Source organism: Ensifer sp. SL37 (genome assembly GCF_026672675.1).
Taxonomy (GTDB): Bacteria; Pseudomonadota; Alphaproteobacteria; order Rhizobiales; family Rhizobiaceae; genus Ensifer; species Ensifer adhaerens.
In genome coordinates this window covers 3043798-3066758 of sequence record NZ_JAPPRN010000006.1, presented here as the reverse complement: position 1 = coordinate 3066758, position 22961 = coordinate 3043798, and the positions used below count along the sequence as shown (strand labels likewise).

General features: G+C 63.8%; 23 protein-coding genes. 12 read left to right on the top strand and 11 right to left on the bottom strand.

Features of this window, described 5'->3' with window-relative positions; translation table 11 throughout:
* Positions 1-9 precede the first annotated feature (9 nt).
* Positions 10-921, top strand: a complete 912-nt coding sequence (locus tag OVA00_RS27020) for a LysR substrate-binding domain-containing protein (protein ID WP_268089955.1) — start codon at positions 10-12, stop codon at positions 919-921.
* Positions 922-1006: 85 nt separating this feature from the next.
* On the opposite strand, the gene OVA00_RS27015 is transcribed toward OVA00_RS27020, so the two are convergent.
* Entirely contained in the window at positions 1007-1990 is a 984-nt protein-coding gene (locus OVA00_RS27015; protein WP_268089954.1) for an aldo/keto reductase, read from the bottom strand.
* Between the two features lie 71 nt (positions 1991-2061).
* Here OVA00_RS27015 and OVA00_RS27010 point away from each other — a divergent pair, with 71 nt between their 5' ends.
* Complete coding sequence (locus OVA00_RS27010; RefSeq protein WP_060516092.1) at positions 2062-2457, top strand: MerR family transcriptional regulator; 396 nt, start codon at positions 2062-2064, stop codon at positions 2455-2457.
* Here the strand turns inward: OVA00_RS27010 and OVA00_RS27005 are convergent.
* The 3 genes from OVA00_RS27005 to OVA00_RS26995 all read right to left on the bottom strand — a co-directional run bounded on the left by OVA00_RS27005 (position 2405) and on the right by OVA00_RS26995 (position 6541).
* Positions 2405-3475, bottom strand: coding sequence for an NAD-dependent epimerase/dehydratase family protein (locus tag OVA00_RS27005; protein WP_127889136.1), 1071 nt, complete (start codon positions 3473-3475; stop codon positions 2405-2407). The genes OVA00_RS27010 and OVA00_RS27005 overlap by 53 nt on opposite strands.
* Positions 3476-3502: 27 nt before the next feature.
* Positions 3503-4081 (bottom strand): TetR/AcrR family transcriptional regulator, encoded by a 579-nt coding sequence (locus tag OVA00_RS27000; RefSeq protein WP_060583254.1) that lies wholly within the window; start codon positions 4079-4081, stop codon positions 3503-3505.
* Between the two features lie 501 nt (positions 4082-4582).
* On the bottom strand, positions 4583-6541 hold the full coding sequence (locus OVA00_RS26995) for an elongation factor G (protein WP_192438345.1): 1959 nt from the start codon (positions 6539-6541) through the stop codon (positions 4583-4585).
* A gap of 353 nt (positions 6542-6894) precedes the next feature.
* Between OVA00_RS26995 and OVA00_RS26990 the strand changes: the two genes are divergently transcribed.
* Entirely contained in the window at positions 6895-7575 is a 681-nt protein-coding gene (locus OVA00_RS26990) for a glutathione S-transferase family protein (RefSeq protein ID WP_268089952.1), read from the top strand.
* Between the two features lie 82 nt (positions 7576-7657).
* Here the strand turns inward: OVA00_RS26990 and OVA00_RS26985 are convergent, their stop codons facing one another.
* Entirely contained in the window at positions 7658-8107 is a 450-nt protein-coding gene (locus OVA00_RS26985) for a hypothetical protein (RefSeq protein ID WP_268089951.1), read from the bottom strand.
* A gap of 271 nt (positions 8108-8378) precedes the next feature.
* Positions 8379-9356: a SphA family protein gene (locus tag OVA00_RS26980; protein WP_113553152.1), complete on the bottom strand. Its 978-nt coding sequence runs from the start codon at positions 9354-9356 to the stop codon at positions 8379-8381.
* A 239-nt stretch (positions 9357-9595) separates the two neighbouring features.
* Between OVA00_RS26980 and OVA00_RS26975 the strand changes: the two genes are divergently transcribed.
* Positions 9596-10645, top strand: a complete 1050-nt coding sequence (locus OVA00_RS26975) for an aldo/keto reductase (protein WP_268089950.1) — start codon at positions 9596-9598, stop codon at positions 10643-10645.
* 98 nt (positions 10646-10743) lie between these two features.
* Here the strand turns inward: OVA00_RS26975 and OVA00_RS26970 are convergent, their stop codons facing one another.
* A complete protein-coding gene (locus tag OVA00_RS26970) occupies positions 10744-11367 on the bottom strand; it encodes a hypothetical protein (RefSeq protein WP_060516083.1) in 624 nt (207 codons plus the stop codon).
* A gap of 506 nt (positions 11368-11873) precedes the next feature.
* On the opposite strand from OVA00_RS26970, the gene OVA00_RS26965 reads away from it, so the two are divergent.
* The 6 genes from OVA00_RS26965 to OVA00_RS26940 all read left to right on the top strand — a co-directional run bounded on the left by OVA00_RS26965 (position 11874) and on the right by OVA00_RS26940 (position 15548).
* Positions 11874-12266 (top strand): antitoxin Xre-like helix-turn-helix domain-containing protein, encoded by a 393-nt coding sequence (locus OVA00_RS26965; RefSeq protein ID WP_034793180.1) that lies wholly within the window; start codon positions 11874-11876, stop codon positions 12264-12266.
* On the top strand, positions 12263-12958 hold the full coding sequence (locus OVA00_RS26960) for an RES family NAD+ phosphorylase (RefSeq protein WP_268089947.1): 696 nt from the start codon (positions 12263-12265) through the stop codon (positions 12956-12958). Before OVA00_RS26965 ends, OVA00_RS26960 begins: the two co-directional genes overlap by 4 nt.
* Before the next feature lie 428 nt (positions 12959-13386).
* Positions 13387-13827 carry a GNAT family N-acetyltransferase gene (locus OVA00_RS26955; RefSeq protein ID WP_060516081.1) on the top strand — a complete coding sequence of 147 codons (441 nt, stop codon included), beginning with the start codon at positions 13387-13389 and terminating at the stop codon, positions 13825-13827.
* Between the two features lie 112 nt (positions 13828-13939).
* Complete coding sequence (locus OVA00_RS26950; RefSeq protein ID WP_268089945.1) at positions 13940-14449, top strand: GrpB family protein; 510 nt, start codon at positions 13940-13942, stop codon at positions 14447-14449.
* A gap of 72 nt (positions 14450-14521) precedes the next feature.
* The gene (locus OVA00_RS26945) at positions 14522-14923 is read left to right on the top strand and encodes a GFA family protein (RefSeq protein WP_112984630.1); all 402 of its coding nucleotides are present in this window, start codon (positions 14522-14524) and stop codon (positions 14921-14923) included.
* A 184-nt stretch (positions 14924-15107) separates the two neighbouring features.
* A complete protein-coding gene (locus tag OVA00_RS26940) occupies positions 15108-15548 on the top strand; it encodes a hypothetical protein (RefSeq protein ID WP_268089944.1) in 441 nt (146 codons plus the stop codon).
* A 121-nt stretch (positions 15549-15669) separates the two neighbouring features.
* Here the strand turns inward: OVA00_RS26940 and OVA00_RS26935 are convergent, their stop codons facing one another.
* Positions 15670-16440, bottom strand: a complete 771-nt coding sequence (locus OVA00_RS26935) for an adenylate/guanylate cyclase domain-containing protein (RefSeq protein ID WP_268089943.1) — start codon at positions 16438-16440, stop codon at positions 15670-15672.
* Between the two features lie 116 nt (positions 16441-16556).
* On the bottom strand, positions 16557-17444 hold the full coding sequence (locus OVA00_RS26930; protein ID WP_060583237.1) for a LysR family transcriptional regulator: 888 nt from the start codon (positions 17442-17444) through the stop codon (positions 16557-16559).
* 125 nt (positions 17445-17569) lie between these two features.
* Between OVA00_RS26930 and OVA00_RS26925 the strand changes: the two genes are divergently transcribed.
* A complete protein-coding gene (locus tag OVA00_RS26925; protein ID WP_162728764.1) occupies positions 17570-17914 on the top strand; it encodes an antibiotic biosynthesis monooxygenase in 345 nt (114 codons plus the stop codon).
* A 63-nt stretch (positions 17915-17977) separates the two neighbouring features.
* Here OVA00_RS26925 and OVA00_RS26920 read toward each other — a convergent pair whose 3' ends face one another.
* A complete protein-coding gene (locus OVA00_RS26920) occupies positions 17978-19417 on the bottom strand; it encodes a DUF1254 domain-containing protein (protein WP_268090375.1) in 1440 nt (479 codons plus the stop codon).
* 329 nt (positions 19418-19746) lie between these two features.
* Here OVA00_RS26920 and OVA00_RS26915 point away from each other — a divergent pair, with 329 nt between their 5' ends.
* On the top strand, positions 19747-21684 hold the full coding sequence (locus OVA00_RS26915; protein ID WP_268089942.1) for an elongation factor G: 1938 nt from the start codon (positions 19747-19749) through the stop codon (positions 21682-21684).
* 106 nt (positions 21685-21790) lie between these two features.
* Here the strand turns inward: OVA00_RS26915 and OVA00_RS26910 are convergent, their stop codons facing one another.
* Positions 21791-22639 carry a hypothetical protein gene (locus OVA00_RS26910; protein WP_034793150.1) on the bottom strand — a complete coding sequence of 283 codons (849 nt, stop codon included), beginning with the start codon at positions 22637-22639 and terminating at the stop codon, positions 21791-21793.
* Positions 22640-22961 lie beyond the last annotated feature (322 nt).

Below are 22961 nucleotides of genomic sequence, written 5' to 3'. Positions count from 1 at the left end.
GAGCAACGGATGCGTGACCTGCCGAGCCTCAAATCCTTGCGCGCCTTCGAGGCGGCCGCGCGCAACGGCAGCCTGACGGCCGCCGCCGACGAGCTCTGCATCGGCCAGGGTGCGATCAGCCACCAGATCCGGAATCTGGAACTCAATCTCGGCCTTCGGGTCTTCGTCAGAAAACAGCACGGTGTCGAACTGACGCCGGAGGGCGGGCTGCTCTACGCCTCCTGCCAGCGCGCCTTCGACGATCTCGAAGGCGTGGTCCAGCACATCCGCCCACGCACGAGCGACAAGATCCTGCGCGTCCGGGTCGGCCCGTTCTTTTCGATGAAAGTGATCGCGCCGCGCATCTCCGAGTTTCTCGCCGCCAATCCCGGCGTGCAGATCCACCTCTCCCACCTCGAAACGATCACCGCCGGCACCGGCCCGGCTGACGTCACCATCGCCTATTGCCTGCAGCCACCACCCGGACGCTTCACCCGCAAGCTCTTGCGCGAGTGCCTGGTTCCCGTCTGCGGTCGCGACCTCTGGCAGGGCGACAGGCAGGCACTGCTTTCCAGCAACCGGCTGCACTATCGCGGCCTTCAGGAGTGGCAAAGCTGGATCGCCTCCTCCGGCCTCGCCCTTCCGCGCAGCCGCCAGGACCTGATCTTCGACGACCAGCACATCATTCTCGAAGCGGTGAGAGAAGGCCAGGGCGTGGCGTTGATCGACCGCACCATGGTCGAACACGAACTCAAATCCGGTCAGATTCGCCTAGCCCACGACCATTTCTACAAGCCGCCCGAAACCTACCAGTTCGTCTGCCAGGAAGACCTCCTGCGCACCAAGCCGGTAACAAGGGCCTTTCTCAACTGGCTGATCGCCGAGATCGAGGAGCGCGAGCGGCAGAGCGCAGAGGCAGTGCAAACATCTGGCACAAGCTAGCCGTCGGCGGCCGGCGAGCGTCCCTCCTCCCCACCCAACACAAGAACCGGCCGCCGCACGCCCGTCGCGCACGGCGGTCGCACCCTTAGACGGCGGCTCCTTGCACAGCCCCGGCGAGCGGATCGAGCATGGCCGTTACATCATCGGGGAGGATGATGGACGCCGCCGCGACGTTCTCCTCAAGGCGGCTGCGCCTGCGTGTTCCGGGGATTGGCACCACCTTCGCATTCAACTTGCGGCCCTGCGTGTGCAGCCAGGCTAGTGCCAGCTGGGCCGAGGTAATGCCGAGGCCACGCGCGGCTTCCTCGACCTTTGCCACCACCTGCATGTTCGCCTGTTGGTGCTGCGATGCAAAGCGCGGGAAATTCCTGCGTGCATCTCCCTCCGTCAGGGATTGGGCAAAGGCCTGGCCGGTCAGCATGCCACGTCCGAGCGGGGAGTAAGGCACGAGCGTCACGCCGAGTTCGAATGCAGCGGGAACGACATCTTCCTCGATCTCACGCGTGAAAACAGACCATTCCGACTGCAGCGCTGCAATCGGATGGATGGCATGCGCGGCCCGCAGCTCCGCCACAGTCACCGCCGAGAGGCCGAGCCAACGGACCTTTCCGGCCGCGACCAGATCGGCCATCGCGCCAATGGATTCTTCGAGTGGTACGGCATCGGTGCGGCGATGCATGTAATAGAGGTCGATGACATCGACACCCAGGCGCTTCAGCGAGCGGTCAGCGGCAGCACGAATGAACTCGGGCCGGTTGTCTATGCTCCAGTCCTCTGGGCTTTGCGGCGTGCGCGCATAGCCGAACTTGGTGGCGATCAGGACCGCTTCACGATGCGTCCTGACGAAGGACGCAAGAAAGGCCTCGTTGGCGCCGATACCGTACATGTCCGCCGTGTCGAACAGGGTGACGCCGAGTTCGAGCGCCCGTTCCAGAGTGGCGCGAGATTCGGCCTCGTCCGTCGTGCCGTAGAACTCGCTCATGCCCATGCAGCCGAGGCCCTGGGCTCCGATCGGCGGGCCATCCGAGCCGAGTTGGACGCGGTGTAGAATCTTTTCCTTGCTTGTCATCATGGGTCTCCAATTCCAGACAAGCAGCTCTTATAAGTATTGACCATACTCTATGGTCAAGGGTTTACTGCATGCTGATTTCGGAATTTGCGAAGGCCACGGAACTGCCGGTCGATACGATCCGCTTTTACATTTCCAAGGGGCTGCTGAAGCCGGAGCGCAGCGCCAAGGGCGGCTCTAATCCCTATCAGCTGTTCAGCCAGGAAGACGTTACCGCCGCGCGGATGATCCGGCTGCAACAGACGCTGGGTTACTCGCTGCGGGAGATTCAGGCCCTCAATGACGCCTATCGCGCCGGCGAAAGTTCGCCCGCACGAACGGTCGAGATCCTGCAAGCGCAGATCGCGCGACTAGAAGAGCGGAAGGCCGCGCTGGACGCGGCTCTCTCGTTCCTGCGCGGCAAGGTGGACTGGATCAAGGCAGGCAAGCCGGACACGGCGCCGCAACTGGAGGACTACCGGTGCTGACGGTCCGAAGCTCGTCCAGCCCCTGCTCCCGCGAGATGACAGGAACATAGCCCAGCGCCCGCTTTGCCTTGCCGATATCAAGCGAGATCTCGACGGCCGACGTCGCATAGGCCTGTGATGTCAGCGGAACGCTGATCCTCCCCCTGGAGAGGGCAGCGAGCACATCGCCGCCCCAGGCAACGGCTCTGACGACGGCGCGGGGAACGGATTTTTCCGGCGGGACGATCCCTTGCGTTTCCAGAAGCTGCGAGACGAACGTCCTGAACGGAACGGCATCGCCATCGGTGATGAAATAGACCTCCCCGCCCTGCCCGTTTGCAAGCGCAAGCGCCACGGCCTGGCACAGGTTGGCGATATGCGTGGTCGAGGTCAGGTAGGTGCCTCCCGCGATCCAGGCGAGCTTGCCAGAGCGGGCAGCCTCGACCAGTGCCGGCAACGCCGTGGTATCGTCACGCCCCCAGACGAAGCGCGGCCGAAGGGCAACGACCGGGAAAGCCGGACTGCTGGCCGCAAGTGCTACACGCTCGGCCGCCGCCTTGCTGCGCGAATAGCTGCCGGCCGGGCGGCGCGGAAACGGCGCCGTCTCGTCCACCTGCACCAGCGGGTGCCCATCGGCAAGCACGGATTCGGTGCTGATATGGATCGCCTTGCGGATACCGGCGGCGCGGGCCGCCTCCATGACGATCCGCGTGCCATCCTCGTTCACCCGGCGCTGCTGCGGCGTGCCTGGTCCATGATCGGTATCGGCCGCGGCATGGACAAGCGCGTCGCAGCCCGCCATTCCCGCGGCGATGTCTGGACTGAGCAGGTCGCCCATAAAGGCCGTCGCACCGAGTTGGCGGACGCGGTCGGCCGCCTTCTGGCTGCGCGCCAGAGCGACAACAGAAGCGCCCGTCGTGACGAAATGGCGGATGAGGTTGCGGCCGACATAGCCGCTGCCACCGGTGATGAAGATGCGCCGGAACGGGGCGCGTTCGCCCGTGGCCACGGCGGATGTGGCATCGCATGCTTGGTTCATTTCGCTGCACCTATGAGGTTTGGACGCTTAGCGCTCGTCCGGAAGATCGGCTGCCTGCGGGGTTGCAGTCACGAGCCAGTTGATTTCGCGCAGCACCTCGTCGCGGTCTGCACGCGCAAAATGGTGAAAGTCGAGATATTCGAGGAACTTGAGACCCTCGAGCGCGAGATAGGCAAGCAACGCCCCGCGCGGCGACTGGGAGTTCTGGAGAATTCTCGCGATCGTCGCATCCTGGCTTGCCTGCATCTTCCGGCGCAAACCGGCATCGAGCGTAAGCGCCGCGCTGAGGTTCAGTGCCACCGCCCGGAACTCCTCGGGCGGCGGTTCGGCCGCAGCAACGATGCGCCCCCTGACCGCTCGATCCTGAATGTCTCCGATCTTCTGCTCGACCTGCGCATGGTGTGCGTTGTCGCGCTCAAACGCCCGGTCGACGACGGCCTCGATCAGCGCCTGCTTGGACTTATAGTCATAAAGCACACTCGCCTTGCTGACGCCGGCTTCCCTGGCGACGGCATCGACAGTCAGGTTGGCAGCGCCATCACGACCGACGACTCGTTCGGCGGCATCCAGCACCTGCTGTTGATCAATTGCGCGTTTCCGGCCCATGGCTCCATCCGATTTATTTCCGACCGGATGGTTATAAATAATTTATCGGCGCCTTTGTCAAGCGCGTCGGATCCCTTAGAAAGCTGGATCGCCTCCTCCGGCCCCACCCATGCGCGCAGCGCCAGGACCTGATCTTCGATGACCAGCACATCATTCTCGAAGCGGTGAAAACGCAGCCGAACCCCAGGCCCGATCAACGGTTGCTCGCGGACTACCGCGCCGATCCGCCTCTACACGAAGTCGAGAGAGCGTGATGTCGGAGACTGTATCCGCAGAACGGCGATGCCGGGTTGGGGCCTTGAAAGCAACCTCACGGAAGGCGACCCGCGCACTCGACCTTGCCCGTCGGCGGTCCGGGGAATCGGCGAGACCTATCGCGACAACAAATACGCTCCGTGATTGCGCGGCAATGAATTCGCCACCGAAGCGACGTTGATGCGCGACTAAAATTGCTCGGCGCGGTCATGGTGCATCGCGCCAAGCCGCTGCTCTCATAGACGATCACCCCGCCTGCTGTGTCCCATGCGCGTGGATTACCGCATCCGCCTCCTTGCCGTAGAGCTCCTCGAAATGGTCGAAGCTCTTGGAGAAGTAGCCGATGCCTTGCGTCGCGGCCCTTAGCGTCCGGGCAAGATCGTCGAGCGCCGATCCCGGCACCAGGGCGCGAAAGATGTCCCAGCCCTTGGCGGTCTCGTCACGGTCGAAGCCGAGCACCTGGCCCTTGTAGGTGGAGACGATCGGCACCAGGCTGCCGGAATAGATCGAGGGGATGTGGATCTCGACGCGGATGACCGGCTGCATCAGAACCGCCGAGGCCTGCGACAGCGCCTGGCGCACGCCCATCTTGGCGGCCGCGCGGAAGGCGAAGTCGTTGCTGTCGACCGCATGGTGCTGACCGTCCGTCAAGGTCACGCCGACATCGATCACCTGAAAGCCGAGCGGCCCCTTCTCCATCGCTTCGCGCGCGCCGGCCTCGATCGCCGGGATGAAGTTGCGCGGCACCGCCCCGCCCTTCACCGTCTCGGCGAAAGAGAAGCCGGCACCGCGCTCGTTCGGGTGCACGCTGAGCTTGACGTCGGCGAACTGCCCGGCACCGCCCGTCTGCTTGCGGTGGCGGTAGTGCACGTCGGAGGGTTTCAGCACGGTCTCGCGATAGGTCGGGCTCGGCGGCCGGTCGGTGACGCCGACATGGAAGACGTCGGCGAGCGTCTTGCAGAGGTCGCGCAGGTGCATCGGTCCCTGCACGCAGACGAGCTGCGCGCCGCTGCCTTCCTCCTGCATGACCGCGAGTGCGCGGTCGGTCTCGGCGAGCTTGGCAAGCGTGCCCGAGAGCTTGGTCTCGTCGCGCTCGCTGTCGGGCACCAATATGCGCACCAGCATCGGCGTCGGCGGCAGCGTCCAGTCCGGCGCCTCGGCGGTGCTGCTGGCGGCAAGCAGCGCCGGCACTGGCAGATGGTCGGCCTTGACAGCGGCAAAGATCGCGCCCGCCTCCGGCGTGGCGTTCGGCAGCGGCTTGCCGGTCGCCGGGTCCTGCAGCGAGCCGAGGCTGCCGCCGCCGAGCGTCGCGCCCTGCTTGATACCGGATGCCAGCGCCCTGACCAGCACTGTCTTGCCGACATTCGCCTTGTGATAGGCGTGGAAGCTGACGGCCGAAAGCGCCGTCTCGGCGATCGGTCCGGCCTCAGCCAGTCTCTTTCGAAGCGCGTCGACCTGAGGCGCCTCGTGGCGCAGCGCCTTCATCAGCCGCAGAATGCCGTTGGCGTGGCTTGCAGCGCCCACCAGCACCGGGATGATGCGGTTTTCCTTCAAGAGCCGCGTGGAGATCGCATAGATCGTGTCGTTGGCCGGCGCCCGGTCCTCGATCAGCTCTTCGAGCAGCCAGTCGTCGAATTCAGAGAAATGTTCGAGCAGCTCGGCCCGCGCCTCCTTTTCCCGATCCATCACCGTGTCGGGGATTTCGATCAGCGCCGAGGTCTGTCCCTCGCGGTAGCGCCAGGCGCGCTCGGAGATCAGGTCGCAGGTGCCGACGATCTTGTCGCCTTCGCGGATCGGCACCTGGCGCAGGAGCAGCATGTGGCCGGAATAATCCTGAAGCGCGGCGATCACGTCGCGCAGCCGCCCCTGCGGCTCGTCCATGCGGTTGATGAAGAGAATGCAGGGCGTGCCCGACGCCTCGATCGCCTTCAGATAGGGCGCGGCCAGCACTGCCTCCTCCGGCACCGGCGAAACGCAGAGCACGCAGGCGTCGCTGGCGATCAGCGCGTGCTGCGCGTGTCCCAGCGCCTCGGTGCCGCCGGGTGCGTCGAGCGCGCACCAGGCTTCGCCGCCAAATTCGAATTCCGTGAGGTTCAATCCGTAGGGTGAAGCAGCTTTTCTGGAGGCCCCCTCCAGACCGGCCAGCTTGTCTGCCAGCGTGGTCTTTCCGGTCTGCGAGGGCCCAAGTACCGTGAAGCAGCGCATCGGCAATCCTCCCCTGTCGCGATGACGACGGGCGCCGAGCGTTGCGACGCCCTTGTTCTATTAATTCTAGGGCAGCTTTTGCGCTTTCAATGGTAGCCGGGCACGATGGCGGCAAGTCTTTACGCGTGCGCGTCCTTTTCCGGCGCTAACCGCTTGGAATCGATCAGCATGGCGTCCCCAAAAAATCGGCGCGTATCCGGCGCGGCTGCCGCCGTTCTGCGCCACGGGCCCCGATCTTTTGGCCCTGAACCCCGAAAACCGATTGCGAAACAGGACCGGTTTTGCGATAAACGGGCACGTAAAGACCTGACGACCGATCCGCAAGCGTCCCTTCCGCACTGGAGAATACGCGCATGTCCCTCACGCTTTACCAGCATCCACTCGCTTCCTTCTGCCACAAGGTGCTCATCGCGCTTTACGAAAACGAGACCCCATTCAAAAGCAGCCTGGTCGACCTGCTCGACCCGGAAGAAGCGGCCCGCTTCGCGGCGCTGTGGCCCGTCGGCAAGATGCCGGTCTTGACGGACAGCGCTCGCGACGTGGTGATGCCGGAGACGTCGATCATCATCGAATATCTCGACCGCCATTATCCGGGACGCCGGCGGCTGATCCCCGATGACCCCGACATGGCTCTGAAAGCCCGGCTCTGGGATCGCTTCTTCGACAACTACATCCACGTGCCGATGCAGAAGATCGTCACTGACACGCTGCGGGGCCCGGGCGAAAACGACCACCGCGGCGTTGCCGACGCCCGCGCCGCGCTTGGCTTGGCCTATGGCATGGCCGACGCGCACTTCGCCACGCATGAATTTGCCGCGGGCGATACGTTCAGCCTTGCCGATTGCGCCGCCACCCCGGCTCTCTTTTATGGCGGCATCGTCGAGCCCTTCGATGAGACGCATCCGCATCTTGCGGTCTATTTCGAACGACTGCTCGAACGCGCGTCCGTCCGCCGGGTGCTCGCCGAGGCGCGTCCGTATTTCCATATGTTCCCCTACCGGAACCTGATGCCGGAGCGGTTCTTCGAGATCTAGAGAATGTCGCGCAAAAGGGCGCAGCGGTTTGCGATAGACAACTCAATCTGAAAATCGCGATGTGCTTCAGGCGCCGCCGGCGTCAAGTGTCGGCGCGATGCCGCGTTGAACCACCCTGCTGCTCCAGCCACATGGCGTTTTCGAACAGCACCCGCTCGTCGGCAATGCCCCTGCGGAACTGGCCCGTGATGTGGCGGGCCAGCCGGTCGGCACGTTTGCCGTAGCGCGGGATGTCGCACCAGATGCAGACCCGGTCGAAGGTGCGTTGCAGCATATCAAGATCGTCGGGGCCGATCGGGCCGTCCGGTTCGCGTGCAAACTCCTGCATTGAAACCTCCTGGCTGCCAAGGGCCGGCGCGCCGCTATCCGCGTACGCCGCCAACCGCGGGTCGAAACCAATTGCGCCTTTCAGGGCGGACGCTCTTACGAATGCCCGCCGGCTGCGGCGGAAGTGACGCGTGGCACTTGCTTCCGCCCAATCGCCGTTGCACGGACACCCGATCTCGGCGAAGGCCTGATCGATCCGGTCCATTGCGTGCAGGAGAAGCGCCTGTGGCCTGGCCATCCGAGACATTCCGCGACCGCCCGTATCGGGACGAAAACGCGAACGATCTTACAGCCGCCGGAGCCGCATCCTGCCCAGCGAAGGCGGCAGTATGCGCCGATCGGGAGATAAAGCAACGTCGCCGCACGCGAACCCTGCCGCGATCGGTCGTTTCCAGACCGGCACGAAGGTCACGCGTCATCCATGCCTCCGCCGGTCGAAAACGGCACCGGCGGGGCATGCGAGGCTTAGCTCAAGCCTATTTCACCTGGGCCGGCGGCGTGCCGATCGGGAAGGCGATGGTGACGAAACCGGCCGTGCCTTCTGGCCGGTTCTTGGCGCCAAATTCCTGGAAGACCTTGAGCGTCAGCGATACCGGCGTCTCGGCCATCTTGAAATTGTAGCCCATGGTGCCGCCGATCGCGGCAATACGGCCCTTGAACGGGCCGAGCCTTGCGCCGGCGCCACTGTCGCCGGTCACCTGCTGGTAGAAGTAGCCTGCAACGCCGGCGGAGAACTCCTGGCCGAAGTGCTTGGTCACCGCCCATTCCGCGTGGAATTCCGTACCTGTGCGGTAGTCCGTCGCCGGGTTCTCGCCGTTGAAGGTGAAGCCCGCGGCGCCCGAGATGTCGAAGCCCGTTTCCGGATTGAACCAAGTGCCGGCGAGCGTGAAGTCGCCAGCCCAGCGGTTGAACGAGAGATTGGCGAGCTGCCCCTTCTGGTAGTCGCCGATCGGCACGTTGACCGAGGCGTTCGCCGTCCAGTGGAAATCGCCCTCGTGCCAGCCGAGAACCGCGCCCAACACAGGGTCGCCGATAGTGAAGATAGAATCGCTGACCGAGGCCGAGCGACCGGCCCTTGGCGCCGAAAGCGTAGCGTCGATATCCGGCCCCCCGAAGGGCACGATCGCGGTGAAGCCGAGATTGCCGCCGAGCACTTCTTCGGGCATCACCCAGAGCCCGGTGCCGAAGATGCCGATCAGCGTCGCATCGACCTCGCCGACGATCTCGCCACCGAGCGGAAGCTGCTTGTTGCCCTTGAGCTCGCCCACATAGAAGTAGGTGTCGTTCTGGAAATAGGTTCCGGGCGGCGCCAAAAGGCCGGCCATCGGGCCACGTGCGCCGAGCAGATAGAAGCCGGCACCGTTTTCGGCCGCATTCGCCGTCAAGGGCGCAACAATGCAACCCAGACCGGCAGCGATCGCCGATGCGGACAACAGACGCTTTACAACGCTCATCCAGTGATTCCCCTTAATCTCTCGACGAAACGATAACATTTTGCCGTGTTCAAGCCAGCCCTAAGAAACCGGAGCTGCAACCACCGCAACATCCGATTGCAGAGTGTTGCAGGCCTGCACACTGGGCCCGCGCCGCGGACGCGGCCTCTTTGAGCGCCACTTGACCGCCGCTGTCGCCTTCGGCTTTCATCCGGTGAAGCTTGCGTTCCCGTTTCCCCACCAGCAAAGGACCAGAGACCATGGAATACCGGCTGCTCGGCCGTTCCGGCCTGAAAATCTCTGTCATCACCATGGGCACAATGACGATCGGCGGCCGCGGCAAGTTCGCCGAGGTCGGCAATGTCGGGCTGAAGGAGGCGCGCCGCTATGTCGACCTCTGCCTCGATGCCGGCGTCAACCTGATCGACACGGCCGACATCTATTCGACCGGCCATTGCGAGGAGATCATCGGCGAGGTCCTCGGCGGTCAGCGCAAAGGCGGTGTGCTCGTCGCCACCAAGGCGCGCTTTTCGATGGGGCCGGGGCCGAACGACGGCGGGCTCTCGCGCCAGCACGTGATTGCCGCCTGCGAGGCGAGCCTGAAGCGACTGAACACCGACGTCATCGATCTCTACCAGGTGCATGAATGGGACGGCCTAACACCGCTCGAAGAAACGATGGAGGCGCTCGACAGCCTCGTTCGCAGCGGTAAGGTCCGCTATATCGGCTGCTCCAACTATTCCGGCTGGCACATCATGAAGGCGCTCGGCGTCAGCGCGCTCGAAGGCCGCCAGCGCTTCATCAGCCAGCAAATCCACTACACGCTCGAGGCCCGCGAGGCTGAATACGAGCTGATGCCGATCGCCATCGACCAGGGGCTCGGCGTGCTCGTCTGGAGCCCGCTTGCCGGCGGACTTCTCTCCGGCAAGCACCGGCGAAACGAGACACCGGAAGGCACCCGCCAGCTTGCCGGCTGGAAGGAGCCGCCGATCCGCGACGAGGAGCGGCTCTGGAAGATCGTCGACATGCTCGTTGCCATCGCCGCCGAGCGCGGCGTGTCGCCGGCGCAAGTTGCGCTCGCCTGGCTGATCGGCCGCAAGGGCGTCACGTCCGTCATCATCGGCGGGCGGACCGAGGCGCAGTTCTCAGACAACCTCGCGGCCGCAAATCTGAAGCTCTCCGACGAGGAGCGCGAACTGCTCGACGCCGTCAGCCTGCCGCCGGTGATCTACCCCTACTGGCACCAGCTCTGGACCGCCAGGGACAGGCTCGGCGAGGCCGACCTGTCGTTGCTCGGGCCGCATGTCTGACGCACGTGGGAACGGACCTGCGACCCGGGCCGAGTGTCCGGGCCGTCAGGATGAAACCAAGGCGTGTCCCTTGCGCGTTACGATAAGCTGAAAGCGCCCTATTTCGCAGCGAAGCAATAGAACAGCCCCTCGCCGCCGGTGCCCTTGAAGGCCTCGACGGTGCAGCCGCCCCGCGTCGCGTGTGAAGAGTTCCAGGATTTGGCCTCGGCGGAATCGTTCAATCCGGTGCGGTCGCTGTGGCCGACGATCGCCGCGCCGTCGGCGCCGCCCATCGTCCAGTTGCCGCAGGTGTCCGGTGCCGCCGTGCCATCGGCTTTCGAGCCCGTCAGAATGTCGTGGCGGTTGGGCGTATCGCCGCGCCCGTTGATCACCTCGCCCTTTTCATTGAGCGCCGTCTGCTTCGTCAGGTTGTTCTTGTCGCTGTGGAGCGATGCGACATCATCGGCGATCTTCTCGCCCTTGGCGTTGTACCAGGGGCCTGCGCCGATCCGGTCCTTGGCGTTCTCCGCGTCGGTGGAAAGATAGGCCTTCCAGCTCTTGCCCGTCGCCCCCGCTGCCTTGGCGAGCGTATCGCAATAGGCGTCCGCCCCGGTGAGGCCGCCCAGATCGCCGCCCTTTCCGGGGTTCACGCTGGTGACGAAGAAACTCATGCTGGTGTCCTGCGCATAGGCCGCGCCGGAACAGGCCAAGGCGAATGCGATTGCTGCTAATGCGCGCTTCATGGCTCTCTCTCCCATCAACTGTGCCGAAGAGCCTATCGGCCGCCACCAACCGAGTAAAATCGAATTGCCGTGATGGAGACCGCGCCCTCTCAGCGGGTGGCGACGCAACGCGCGCGGCGACCTCTGCGCCACGTCAGGTGAAGGGCGATCCAAGCGGCGAGAGCCTCGACAAGTTTGAGGATGGCCCTTTTGCAGCAAAAGCGCTGCCCCTCATCCCCTGCCGGGACCTTCCCCCCGTCACGACGGCGAGAAGGCGACGTGGTCACCCGCTCCCCCCACAGAAACCTTGTCTACCTTGGGTTTGTGAGATCAGCCGCCGAGTGACGGTGCCCCGTCGTCCATGTCCCCTCTCCCCGCGTGGCGGGCAGAGCGTTAGGGTGAGGGGCAGAGCCGGGCGCGTTCGCTCGGCAGTGCAAACAGGCATCAGCCGGCCACCCCTTGACTTTCCGCCCAACATCGCCATTTCATATCATATGATACACTCAGTCACCGCATAGGAGACATTCATGGCCCTCGCACAACCGGCTTTCGCACCCGCCCGGCAGGAAGAAGCTGTGATCGTAAAGGCGGTGGTGAAAGCCTGCGACCTCTGGAATCTCACCAATAGGGAGGCGGCCCAGCTCTTCGACGTGCCGATCGCCACCTGGAACCGCATGAAGGCCGGCGACTTCAAGGGCAGGCTCGACCAGGACAAGCGCATGCGCGCGAGCCTGATCGTCGGCATCTTCAAGGGCCTGCGGCTGTTCTTCAACGGGCCGCTTACCTATCAATGGCCGAAGGCGGTCAACACCGGCCCGCTGTTTTCCGGCCGCTCGCCGGTCGACCTGATGATCGAGGGCGGCATTCCCGTGATGATGAAGGTCAGGCGCTATCTCGACGGGTTGCGCGGCGGCCTATGATCGCGCTGCCGGAAATCGACTTCAACGAGCCGGCAACCGTCCGGCTGATCTCGACCGCCTATATCGACGAGCCCGCGGTCAAGCCGCTCGCCGACGATGACGACGAGATCGAGATCCTCAACCGGCTGGAGGCGATGACCTCGGCGCGGCTGAGTTCGCTCGCTCTGCCCATCGGCGTCGATCCTGCCGAACTCCTGAACGAGACCTTCGGCTACGGCTGGTCGCTGATCAATGCCGCCTTCTGCCATGCCCGGCCTCCAGGCAACCGCTTCAACGGCGAGGAGCGCGGCGCCTGGTACTGTGCCTTCGGCCCGCGCGCACTCCAGACCTGCCAGGCGGAAATCGTCTATCACCGCACCCGGGCGCTTCGCGAGGCCGGCAGCTTTCGTGACATCGGTCGCTACCGCGAACTGATCGCCGGCTTCACCTGCCGCTTCCATGACGTGCGCGGCGAAGTGGACGCCGCCTATCTCTCCCCCGACACCGCCGTCGCCTACCCCGCCGGCCAGGCGCTCGCCGCCACCATTCTTGCCGAAGGCGGCAACGGCCTGATCTATCCGTCGGCCCGTGATCCCGAGGGCACGTGCCTCGCCGTCTTCCGCCCCTCGGTCATCCAGAACGTCCGCCAGGGCCACACCATCACCTTTGAATGGACGGGCAAAGCAGAGCCACGCATCGTCGAGGAAACCTGAGCGGCTGGCGCGAAGGCCGTTTCTTTCTTGCCATCGCAATGTTGCGGTAATGCGCCCGTTGGAGAAGGGCTCGCTTTCCGGATTTCGGCGCCTCGAGCGGCACGGCCGGCACGGCAGAAACTGAAAACGTATAAATCAGATTGTTATTGACGTGCCAGGCTGGACGCGTGTCCCCGTCCCTCCGGTTCCTTGCCCCCAACTCCCTCGCCCGCTGATCGGGAAAGGGAACGGCAGCGGCCCGGCTCCGCCTACCCTTCGGTTCCCCTGCCCGCCCCGCAGAGGGAACCGCTCGCGCCCAGGCGCAGGATGTGGACGCCGAGAGCGCTGCAAGGTCCCTTCTCCCCGCTCGCCCCGCGGGGAGAAGGTGACCGCAGACGGGATTAGACAGAGACTGCCGCCCAGGCCACAGCGTCGACCACGAGGACCGAATGACGATTACACTCCTGCCCGTCGATACCGTCGATGCCGATGTCATCCGAAGGCTCGACGTTCACGAAAACCAGATGGATTTCATCGCCAGCAACGACGAATCTCTCGAAGAACTCGGCGAACGCCCCGAATGCGTCGGTTTTGCCGTGATGGCCGAAGGGGCGCCGGTGGGTTTCGCCATGTATGCGCTCGACCCCGATGACGGCAACCACTGGATCTACCGACTGATGATCGATGCCCGCCACCAGGGCAAGGGCTATGGCGCCAAGGCGCTCGCAGCCCTCCTGGACCACATGGCCAAGATCCCTGAATGCGGCGACATCTATCTCGGCGTCTACCCGGAAAACACCCGCGCCCACGCCCTCTACCACCGCTTCGGTTTCCGCGAGACCGGCATGGTCCTCGGCGATGAAAAGGTCATGCGGCTCGACCGCAACTAGGCGGTGGCACGATCCGACCAAACAACCTTCCTCCGTCCAGGCGGGGGAAGGTCCATGAATTCGTTCCGGGTGCTACCATGACACCACCGTCAAGAACCCGGAGCAAGCCGCCGTGCCGCTGACCAGCCAGATTTCAGTCTATGATCCGCGATGGCCCGATTTGTTTCTCTCCGAGCAGCAGCGCATCCGCAGCGTATTCGCAAATGCGCTCGTCACGATCCACCATGTCGGCAGCACCGCCGTCCCCGGTCTCGCCGCGAAGCCGGAAATCGACCTTCTGGTCGAGGTGTCCGAGCATCGCGACGTGGGCGATGTGACGGAGCGTATGAAATCGCTTGGATATGTTCGCGGCACGGACCTTTCGCAGGACCACCACTTCCATCGGCGCGACGTCAATGGCGTTCGAACCCACAAGGTCCATGTGTGCCGGTCAGGACATTGGCAGATTGCAAGAATGCTGCGGTTTCGCGATCTTCTGCGGCAGGATCCGGACCTCAGCGCCCGCTATCAGGCGCTGAAGCTGCACCTCGAAGCCACGAACCAGCATGGCATCGGCGAGTACCTCGCCTCGAAGGCTCCCTTCATCGACGCTGTCTTGGCGCACAAGCGCGAGCGAGATTGATATCCGGCCCCGATTGCGGACATCCCGCCATCGGGGCACTATGCCGCCTCGGTACAATAGCGGGAGCGGCTCATGCTTGACGGCTCATGTCACTGCGGCAATGCGAAGTGGACGCTCAAAGGCGACCCCGGCCCGATCACCGCCTGCAACTGCACGCTCTGCCACCGCTACGGCACGCTTTGGGCCTATGACTACGAAGGCGAGCGCATCGCAGTCAGCGGCGAACTCACCGCCTATACCCGCGCCGACGAGAAGGACCCGACGCTCGAAATCCTCTTCTGCCCGACCTGCGCCGGCGTCGTCGCCTGGCGCAGCCTCAACCTCGACGCACGAGGCCGCCGGCGCATCGCCGTCAATGTCAGACTGGCCGCGCTGGACCGGGTCGCCCATCTCCCAATCGACCATTTCGACGGCTTCGATACCTTCGAGGACCTGGCACCGGACGGCCGCTGCGTGCGCGATCTGTGGTTCTAGAGGGGCCGTACAGACGAACGGTCAGCGCCTTGGGTATGAAGTAATCATACGTTGCACCTCCCTTGAAGCGCAACCGAACGCGGCCTATAGATGTGAACACCGAGTGGTAAGGAACGGCCTTGGCAAGTGTCCGCAATCGCACGGTTATCACCCTCCGCTCTGAACCACCTGCCCGGAACATCCGATGGACGCACCTGAGCGCGCGAAACGATCACTCTTCACCAAACTTGCGCGCCATGCTCTCGGATCCTGCCTGGTGCTCTTCTCGCTCCCCATGTTCGGCGCGTTCGTCGGATACCTCTATATTCCCTCGCCCGAGTGGATGGCCTTGAGCCGGATAGCCGCTTTGATCGGCGGCGCTGTCGGCGCTGCATTGCTTCTCTGGGCGGTCGCCACCAGCCCGGATACCCATCACTACGCGTACGCCGATCCAAAGACAGCCTTGTTTATCGCCATCGTGCCATTCCTGGGTTTCGGGATGGGATACATCGTTGTAAAGATGGGCGCACCGATGGCGGGCGCATTGATCGCTGGTCGAACACATCTACACCGTCGCCTCGACGGACCGTTCCAGACGGTGCTGGAACGCCATCGAACTCATCGAGGCGCCGTTTCCGGCAGATAAGCTCTGCGGCTACTCTGCCGAACTTCGAGACCGTCTTTGGCCGCGAGATCGAGTGGTGGTCAGCGGCCGCGGCGGAAAATGGGGCCTCGTCGTCACCGACGTCAGGCCGCTCGACTAAGCCTCAGCCTTGCTTTGCGAGCACCCTCGCCTTGACCGGCTGTTCGATGCCTTTCAGGACCAGCAGCCGCGTGCCGGCGCCCGCCGTCAGCGTTGCCGCCTGAGCGGCCGTCTCCGGGGAAAGCAGAATCTCGCCCGCCTCGGCCTGGGATTCGAGCCTCGAGGCCAGGTTGACCGTGCCGCCGATCGCGGTGAAATCGCTGCGGAATGTCGAGAACTCGCCGATCTCGACCTCGCCCGAATGAATGCCGACGCCCACGCCGAGCGGCCGTTCGCCGAGGTCGTCGAGGTCGAGGCGGCCGAGTGCATCGGCGCAGAGACGCTGGATATCGCGTGCTGCCATGATCGCCGCTTGCGCATGGTCTTTCCGGATGATCGGAAAGTTGAAGATCGCCATCAGCCCGTCGCCCATCTGCTTGTTGACGATGCCGTCATGCGCCCAGATCGCCTGGGCGCAGCGATCCTGGAACAGGCTGACGATCTGGCTCAAGCGCACCCGCTCGATCCGCTCCGAAAGATGCGTGAATCCGCGGATGTCGGCAAACAGGATTGTGGCACTTGCCGCGACGTGACTCTGCTTCTTCACGTAACGGAAGGAGCGCTCGCAGATCGTACAGATGTTCGGGTTCATCTTGCTGCGGGTAATACCGAAGGCACGGAACGGCAGCGCCAAAGGCCCGCGGATCGGGATCGGCACATGCATCTGGTCCCAGCATCCCCGGCAGATGCGGGCGTCATGGCTGGCGGCAGGCTGAATGGAAGAGGCGTCTGTCATGGTGCGCATCTGCTCCGGCTCGCATGACCCGATGGCGTCAGCGAAGCTTCGGACATTTGCAGCACTTTAGCAACGGCTGGATCGACGCCGGGGGAACGTTCCGTACCGCCCGGCCGTCACGCGGCAAACAGGTTCTCCGCCATGAAATCGACGAAGGCACGCACCTTTGGCGAAAGATAGCGATTGGTCGGCCAAAGCACGCGGAACGTGCCGGTTTCGCGAAGGTAATCTTCCAGCAGCGAGACCAGCTTGCCTTCCGCCAGTTCAGGCGACACGGCAAAGGGCGGCAGGCAGGTGATGCCGAAGGAGCGCTCCGCAAGAAAGATCAAGGGGTCAAGCGTACTCGCCACCGTGGTCACAGGCAGGTCCAGCTTCACCTCACGCCCGTCACGAACGAGTGGCCAGGGTTCGAGGCGGCCGGAATTGGCGTAGCGGTGATGAAGGCAGCGGTGCCCAAGCAGGTCCTCCGGCACCTCCGGCCGCCCATGAGCCGCGAGATATTCCGGCGAAGCGACGATCCGGTGCCGGAACGTCCCGAGCTTGCGGCTCATCAGGCGTGTATCCTTCACGTCGCCGGTGCGGATGACCGCATCGAAGCCCTCCTCGATCACATCGACCAGCCGATCGGTGAAATCGAGATCAAGATTGATCAGCGGATAGGCGCGCATGAAGTCCGATATGGTCGGCATCAGCAGCATGCCGGCGAGCGGCAGGCTGACGCGCAATTGCCCGCGCGGCGTCGCATGCGAGCGTGACAGTTGCGCCTGGGCCGTTTCGAATTCGGACTGGATGCGGCGGCAGGTGTCGAGAAAGAAGCTGCCGTCCTCGGTCAGCGCCATGCTTCTCGTCGACCGGTTGAAGAGGCGCACGCCCATCTCGTCTTCGAGCCGCGCGATCGCCTTGCCGACGGCCGAACCTGAAAGCCCTAGGCGATGCCCGGCGGCCACGAAGCTGCCCGCCTCTGCCACCTGAATGAAAATGCTGAGCGTTCCGAGCTTGTCCATCGCGCACCGATTACGGAATCTTTTTCCGAAGTGATGAGAATACGCGCTCGTTTATCCGCTATTTCTCTCCCGATATCCAGGTGCCGTCGCGGTCGATACGCCGCGGCGTTTAAATGGAGAGAAGCATGACAACGATCCCTACCCCCACTTTCACGGCGTCCCCCGTTCCGACGACCTTCGTCGTCAACGTCATCCACGCCCATCCCGGCAAGCAGGAAGAAGCCTTCGCCGTCATCCAGGACGTCGTGCACTACGTTGCCGAACGGAAGGAAGGTTTTCTGTGGAGCACGCTGTCGAAGAGCACCGACGGCGAGACCGTCGTCAATGTCGAGGCGATCCAGGGCACCGGAAATGTCGATGAGTTCTTCTCCGATCCGGTGTTCGCGGAGAAGTTCCGCAAGCTGGACGAAGTCTCCCGCAGCGAGTTTCACATCTATACGGTCGGCGATCTCGTGCTGCCGAAGCGCTGAGCCGCCGCCTGATCGCCACGCCCTGCGCCTTCACGCGAAGACGCAGGGACTCTTTCGCCTCTGTCATCCCGCCTTCTTCACCGGCGGGATGAGCCACGACCCGTCGAGAATGGAAGGCGGGCTGTCGTCGGGCCAATAGAGCCGCATCATCAGGATGAACTTGCCCTTCGGCGCCGGCAACCAGTTGTTTTCCTTGTCCTTGCCGGGTGATTCATTCTGGATGTAGATCTCCGTCGAACCGTCGGCATTGGCCTTGGGGCTGACGCGCGCGCTGATCGAATAGCGGTTGAGCGGATTGTCGACGAAGAAATAGTTCTCGTCGTACATGGTGATCGACCAGAAGCCGCGCACCGGCGGCAATTGCCCCTTGGGGAAGGTGACGAGGTATTTGTTGGAGCCGTGATAGGCGCGGGAAACCAGGCCGTCCCTGGACTTCAGCGACGTCGGATAGATCGCATCCTGCGGACGATTGGCGCCAAGCCCGATCGCCGTGATCAGCGCCCGCTGCAGATAGTTGGTGCCGTAGATACCGGTCTTGGTGGTGAAGCCCCAGCCGTTGACGTTCTGGATGTCACCATCGCTGAACTTGAAGTGCAGCATGATGCGATGGAACGCCATGACGGGGATGCGCGAGACGAAGGCGGCATCGAGCTTGCTCTTGTCGAAGTCCTGGCCCGGCACGATGCCGATTTCAGCAAATTTGGCGATCGCCTCGCCATCCGCCGCCGTCGGCGGATTGGTCTTCATCAACTCGCAAAGAAGCGTGAAATATTCGACCGCATCCATGCGATTGACCTGCTCGCGCACCGCCGTCTTCATGTCGATCGACGGATCGACCTTGCCGACCGGCGGCGTCCAGTCCTTGCCATAGACGCTGAGCGGACAAAGCTTGCACTCGTCCTGAAGTGCATGCACCGCCGCATAGTCCTCCGGCGTGCCATCGCAATAGATGCGCCCGAGGATCCAGACGATGCCGGTTGACGATTTGTATTCGGTCACGCCGTCGGGAAGGCTGCCCTGCCAGCCCGGCCCGGTAATGGCATAGGCCTGCGCCCCGCCGCCGGTCGTGCGCTTGCCCGGCACCTGAAACACCGTCGTCCAGCCGTCGAGCATCGGAAACAGGAAGAAGCGATCCTTCATGTCGGGGATCGACAGCACCCACGGCTCCTTGCCCACATCGACGAAGGCTGTCGTGTACAGCGTATCGGCATTCGGCGCGGTGACATCCTTGAAGGATGCGTTCGGATATTCACGCAGCTTGATGACGTGGCCCATCGGCCCCTTGCTGCCTTCGGGCTTGGCCACATTGGTCACCACCCGGCGGGTCATTTCCGTCGTCACCAGCGGATAGCCGTAGATATAGGCTTCCACCGCCAGCCAGAAATCATCGGCAGCCTCGACCGGATCGAAAAGCGGCGATTCCAGCGCGTTCGCAGGTAAGAACGATGCTGATGCAAGCAGGCCGGCGCCGCCCAATGCGACGGCGCGACGGGTCATGTCCATGTTTGCCTCCCCCTTTTTCTTTGGCGGGAGGAAGTTAGCATATACTAATAAGTACGACCAGACATTGTGTTCGGCCTGTCCTCGCGTGACCGCCCGAAGCGGGAGCGTCGCCATTTTTCGACGGCCCCGACCACACCAGCAAATCTGCAACACCGCGTCGGAGTTGTCAGGCGGCGCTTGACGCCCTTCCTGTGGCGTCCTTAGATTTCACGAGCACCCTCGCCTGCCGTGGGTTGCGCGATCCGCAAGAAGCTCAAGTCTGGAGGCCCCGATGCGCCGAGTCACTTCTCAAGAAACCCAGATCCGAATTTTTGAGAAGCTGATGGGATATGCGCACATTGAATCTGGGCATCCTCGCCCACGTGGATGCAGGCAAGACTAGCCTTACGGAAAGACTCCTTTTTGACACCGGCGCGATCGACAGGCTCGGCAGCGTCGATAGCGGCAATACCCAGACCGACAGCCTTGAACTCGAACGGCAGCGTGGCATCACCATTGCCGCCTCCGTCGTGTCGTTCAGGCTTGGCGATCTGGTCGTAAACCTCATCGACACCCCCGGGCATCCGGACTTCATCGCCGAGGTCGAGCGGGTGCTGCAATCGCTCGATGCCGCCGTCGTGGTCGTCTCGGCGGTGGAAGGCGTGCAGGCGCAGACCCGCGTGCTGGTGCGCGCCTTGCGCCGCCTCGGCGTCCCCTTCCTGTTCTTCGTCAACAAGATCGATCGCTTGGGGGCGCGTCCCGCCGAAGTGGTCGAAGAGATCGCCAGCCAACTCTCGGTCCGCCCCGTCATCATGTCGGCGGCGGTCGAGGCCGGCAGCCGACACGCGAGAGCCGAGCCGAACGACTTTGCGCAGGAACCGCATTTTTCGGCACTTTCGGAGGCGCTTGCCGCCAATGATGAAGCCTTGCTCGACGATTATGTACTGGCACCGGAGCGTCTGACTGTCGAGCGGCTGCGGAAGGCCTTGGCGACGCAGCTTGCCGAAGGCCTTCTGCACCCGGTCTATTGCGGCATCGCCATGACCGGCGTCGGCGTGCCGGGCCTGATCACCGCGATCGAGACGCTGTTGCCGACGAAGGCGCCCGCCCCGGATGCACCGGTCGAAGGCCGGATCTTCAAGATCGAGCGCGGCTGGGGCGGTGAAAAGCTCGCCTTTCTCAACCTGACGTCCGGCACTGTCGCCACGCGCGACTATCTCGTCCTTTCCGGCGGCGCGGCGAAGGTGACCAGCATCCAGCTCTTCGACCAGGGTCGGCTGGAAAAGGTGGACCAGGTGACAGCCGGCCGCATCGCCAAGGTGGGCGGGCTTGCCCATGCCCGCATCGGTGATTGGGTCGGCGTCGACGGAAGGCGTGCCGGAGCGTTTCACTTCGCCCCGCCGACGCTCGAAACCCTCGTGCGGCCGAGGCGCCCTTCGGACAACACGGCGCTGTGGCTTGCCCTTCAGCAACTGGCCGAACAGGACCCGTTCATCAACCTGCGCACCAGCGACGATGCCAGCGAGATGTTCGTTTCGCTCTATGGCGAGGTGCAGAAGGAGGTGATCGAGGCCACCCTGTCGGCCGATTTCGGGCTGGAGGCGCATTTCGAGGAAAGCACGGTCATCTGCGTCGAACGGCCCCTTGGCACCGGAACCGGCATCGAGATCATCTTCCGCGAGCCGAACCCCTTCCTTGCGACCGTCGGCCTCAGGATCGAACCGCGGCCGGCGGCAGCGGCCAACAGTTTTGCCCTCGAAGTGGATGTCGGCCAGATGCCTGCGAGCTTTTACCGGGCGGTCGAAGAGGCCGTTGCCGAAACGCTGAAGGCCGGGCTCTTCGGCTGGCAGGTGATCGATTGCCACGTCGCCATGACAGCGGCGCGCCAGACCTCGCCGGCCAGCACCGCCGTCGATTTTCGCCGGCTGACGCCGCTGGTGCTCGCCGAGGCGTTGTCTTCGGCCGGAACGGTCGTCTGCGAGCCGATCGACAGCTTCCGCCTTGAAGCGCCCGCGTCCGTCCTGACGGCCATTCACACGCTGCTCGCCAAGTCAGGCGCGTCGACGACGGATTCGATCATCGAAGGCGGCGTCGCCCGGCTTGCCGGAACGATCGCATCGGCCAACGTCCAGGGCGTCCAGCGGCAGTTGCCGGGGCTCACCAGCGGCGCCGGCGTGCTCGAAAACAGCTTCGATCACTACGCGCCGATCGCAGGCACGCAGCCTTCCCGGCCCCGGTTGGGCGCGAACCCGTTCGATCGGGCCAATTATCTCCGGAGCCTGCGATAACATAAGAACACCGCGCGCCTCTTCAGACGCGCGGTGCCACCATGCTCTTGCTTGATGATTGTACCTGGCTGGCAGCGGCGCAAAATGCTGCCGCCTGCCAAGCCGATCAGAACGCCAGGCGATTGCTGGACCAGACCGGGCCGAGGCGCTCTTCTTCCTTGAGCGTCGTCGAACCGTAGGAGAAGCGCAGGCCACCGAAGAGGGTGCTGGTGTCGCCGGAAACCGAAGCGCTCAGCCCTGAAAGCTCTTCGTTGGTGTATTTGTAGCCGGCAAAGAGCGTGACGGGGAAAGCGTCCAGCCGGTAGTTGGCCGTCAGCTTGACGCTGCGCAGGTCGTAATCCAGGTCGTTTTCGCTCATGCGATGCAGCGAGCCGTCGACGTCGAAGCGCAGGTTGTCGGTCGCGTAGATGCGCGCGCCGAGCGAGCCCATGTAATGATCGGCATCGATGTCGTCGAAGTCTTCCACACTCGCCTGGCCGTAGCCGATCGCGCCATGCAGCGTCCAGGTATCAAGGAAGTAGGCCGCTTCGACGCCACCCATGTAATCGTTGAGGTCGAGGCCGATGCCCGGGTCGAGGCGTGCGCCTTGCACGAAGACGCCTGCCGCAAAGAGATCATTGCGGTAGTAGCCGTGCAGCGCGCCGTCATAGCTGTTCGTGTCGATATCCTCAAAGGAGGCGCGCGTGTAGCCGAGATCGACCTGCAGGTTGAAGCCGGCGCCGGCGTCGAAGTTCACCGCACCGCGCAGGTCCCATGCATCCGCATCGATATCGCCGGGCGAGTCCACGGCCGCGCCGTAGGACGTCTCGACGTAGCCGACGATGCCGCCCGACGCCTGCTCCACCGGCACCTCATAGGCGTCCTGCGGCCCCACCAACGGACCATCGATATCGGCAGCCGCCGCGATCGAAACACTTGAAAGAAGAAAAATGACGAAACTGCTCGTCCTGACCATTGCCCCACTCCGGTTCAAACCCCGGAAATAAGGTAAACGAACACGGTTAATACAATCTCTACGGGAAGCAGAGCAGACGTCCTACCAACGTCGACACGATCCGGACACTGTGGCAGCCGTTCATCTCGCGAACGGCCTTCGTCCCGCTCGCCGCGCAACACCTTGTCACCGCGCAAAACCGGCGGCTGCCCCTCATCCAGCGGTCAGGACCTACTCCTCAGCCGCCCGGTGACGACTTGCCCCTCATCCTGCCGGCACCTTCTCCCCGCTTGGCGGGGAGAAGGACATGCGTGGCACTCACTTCCTCGGCGACAAGCACCGC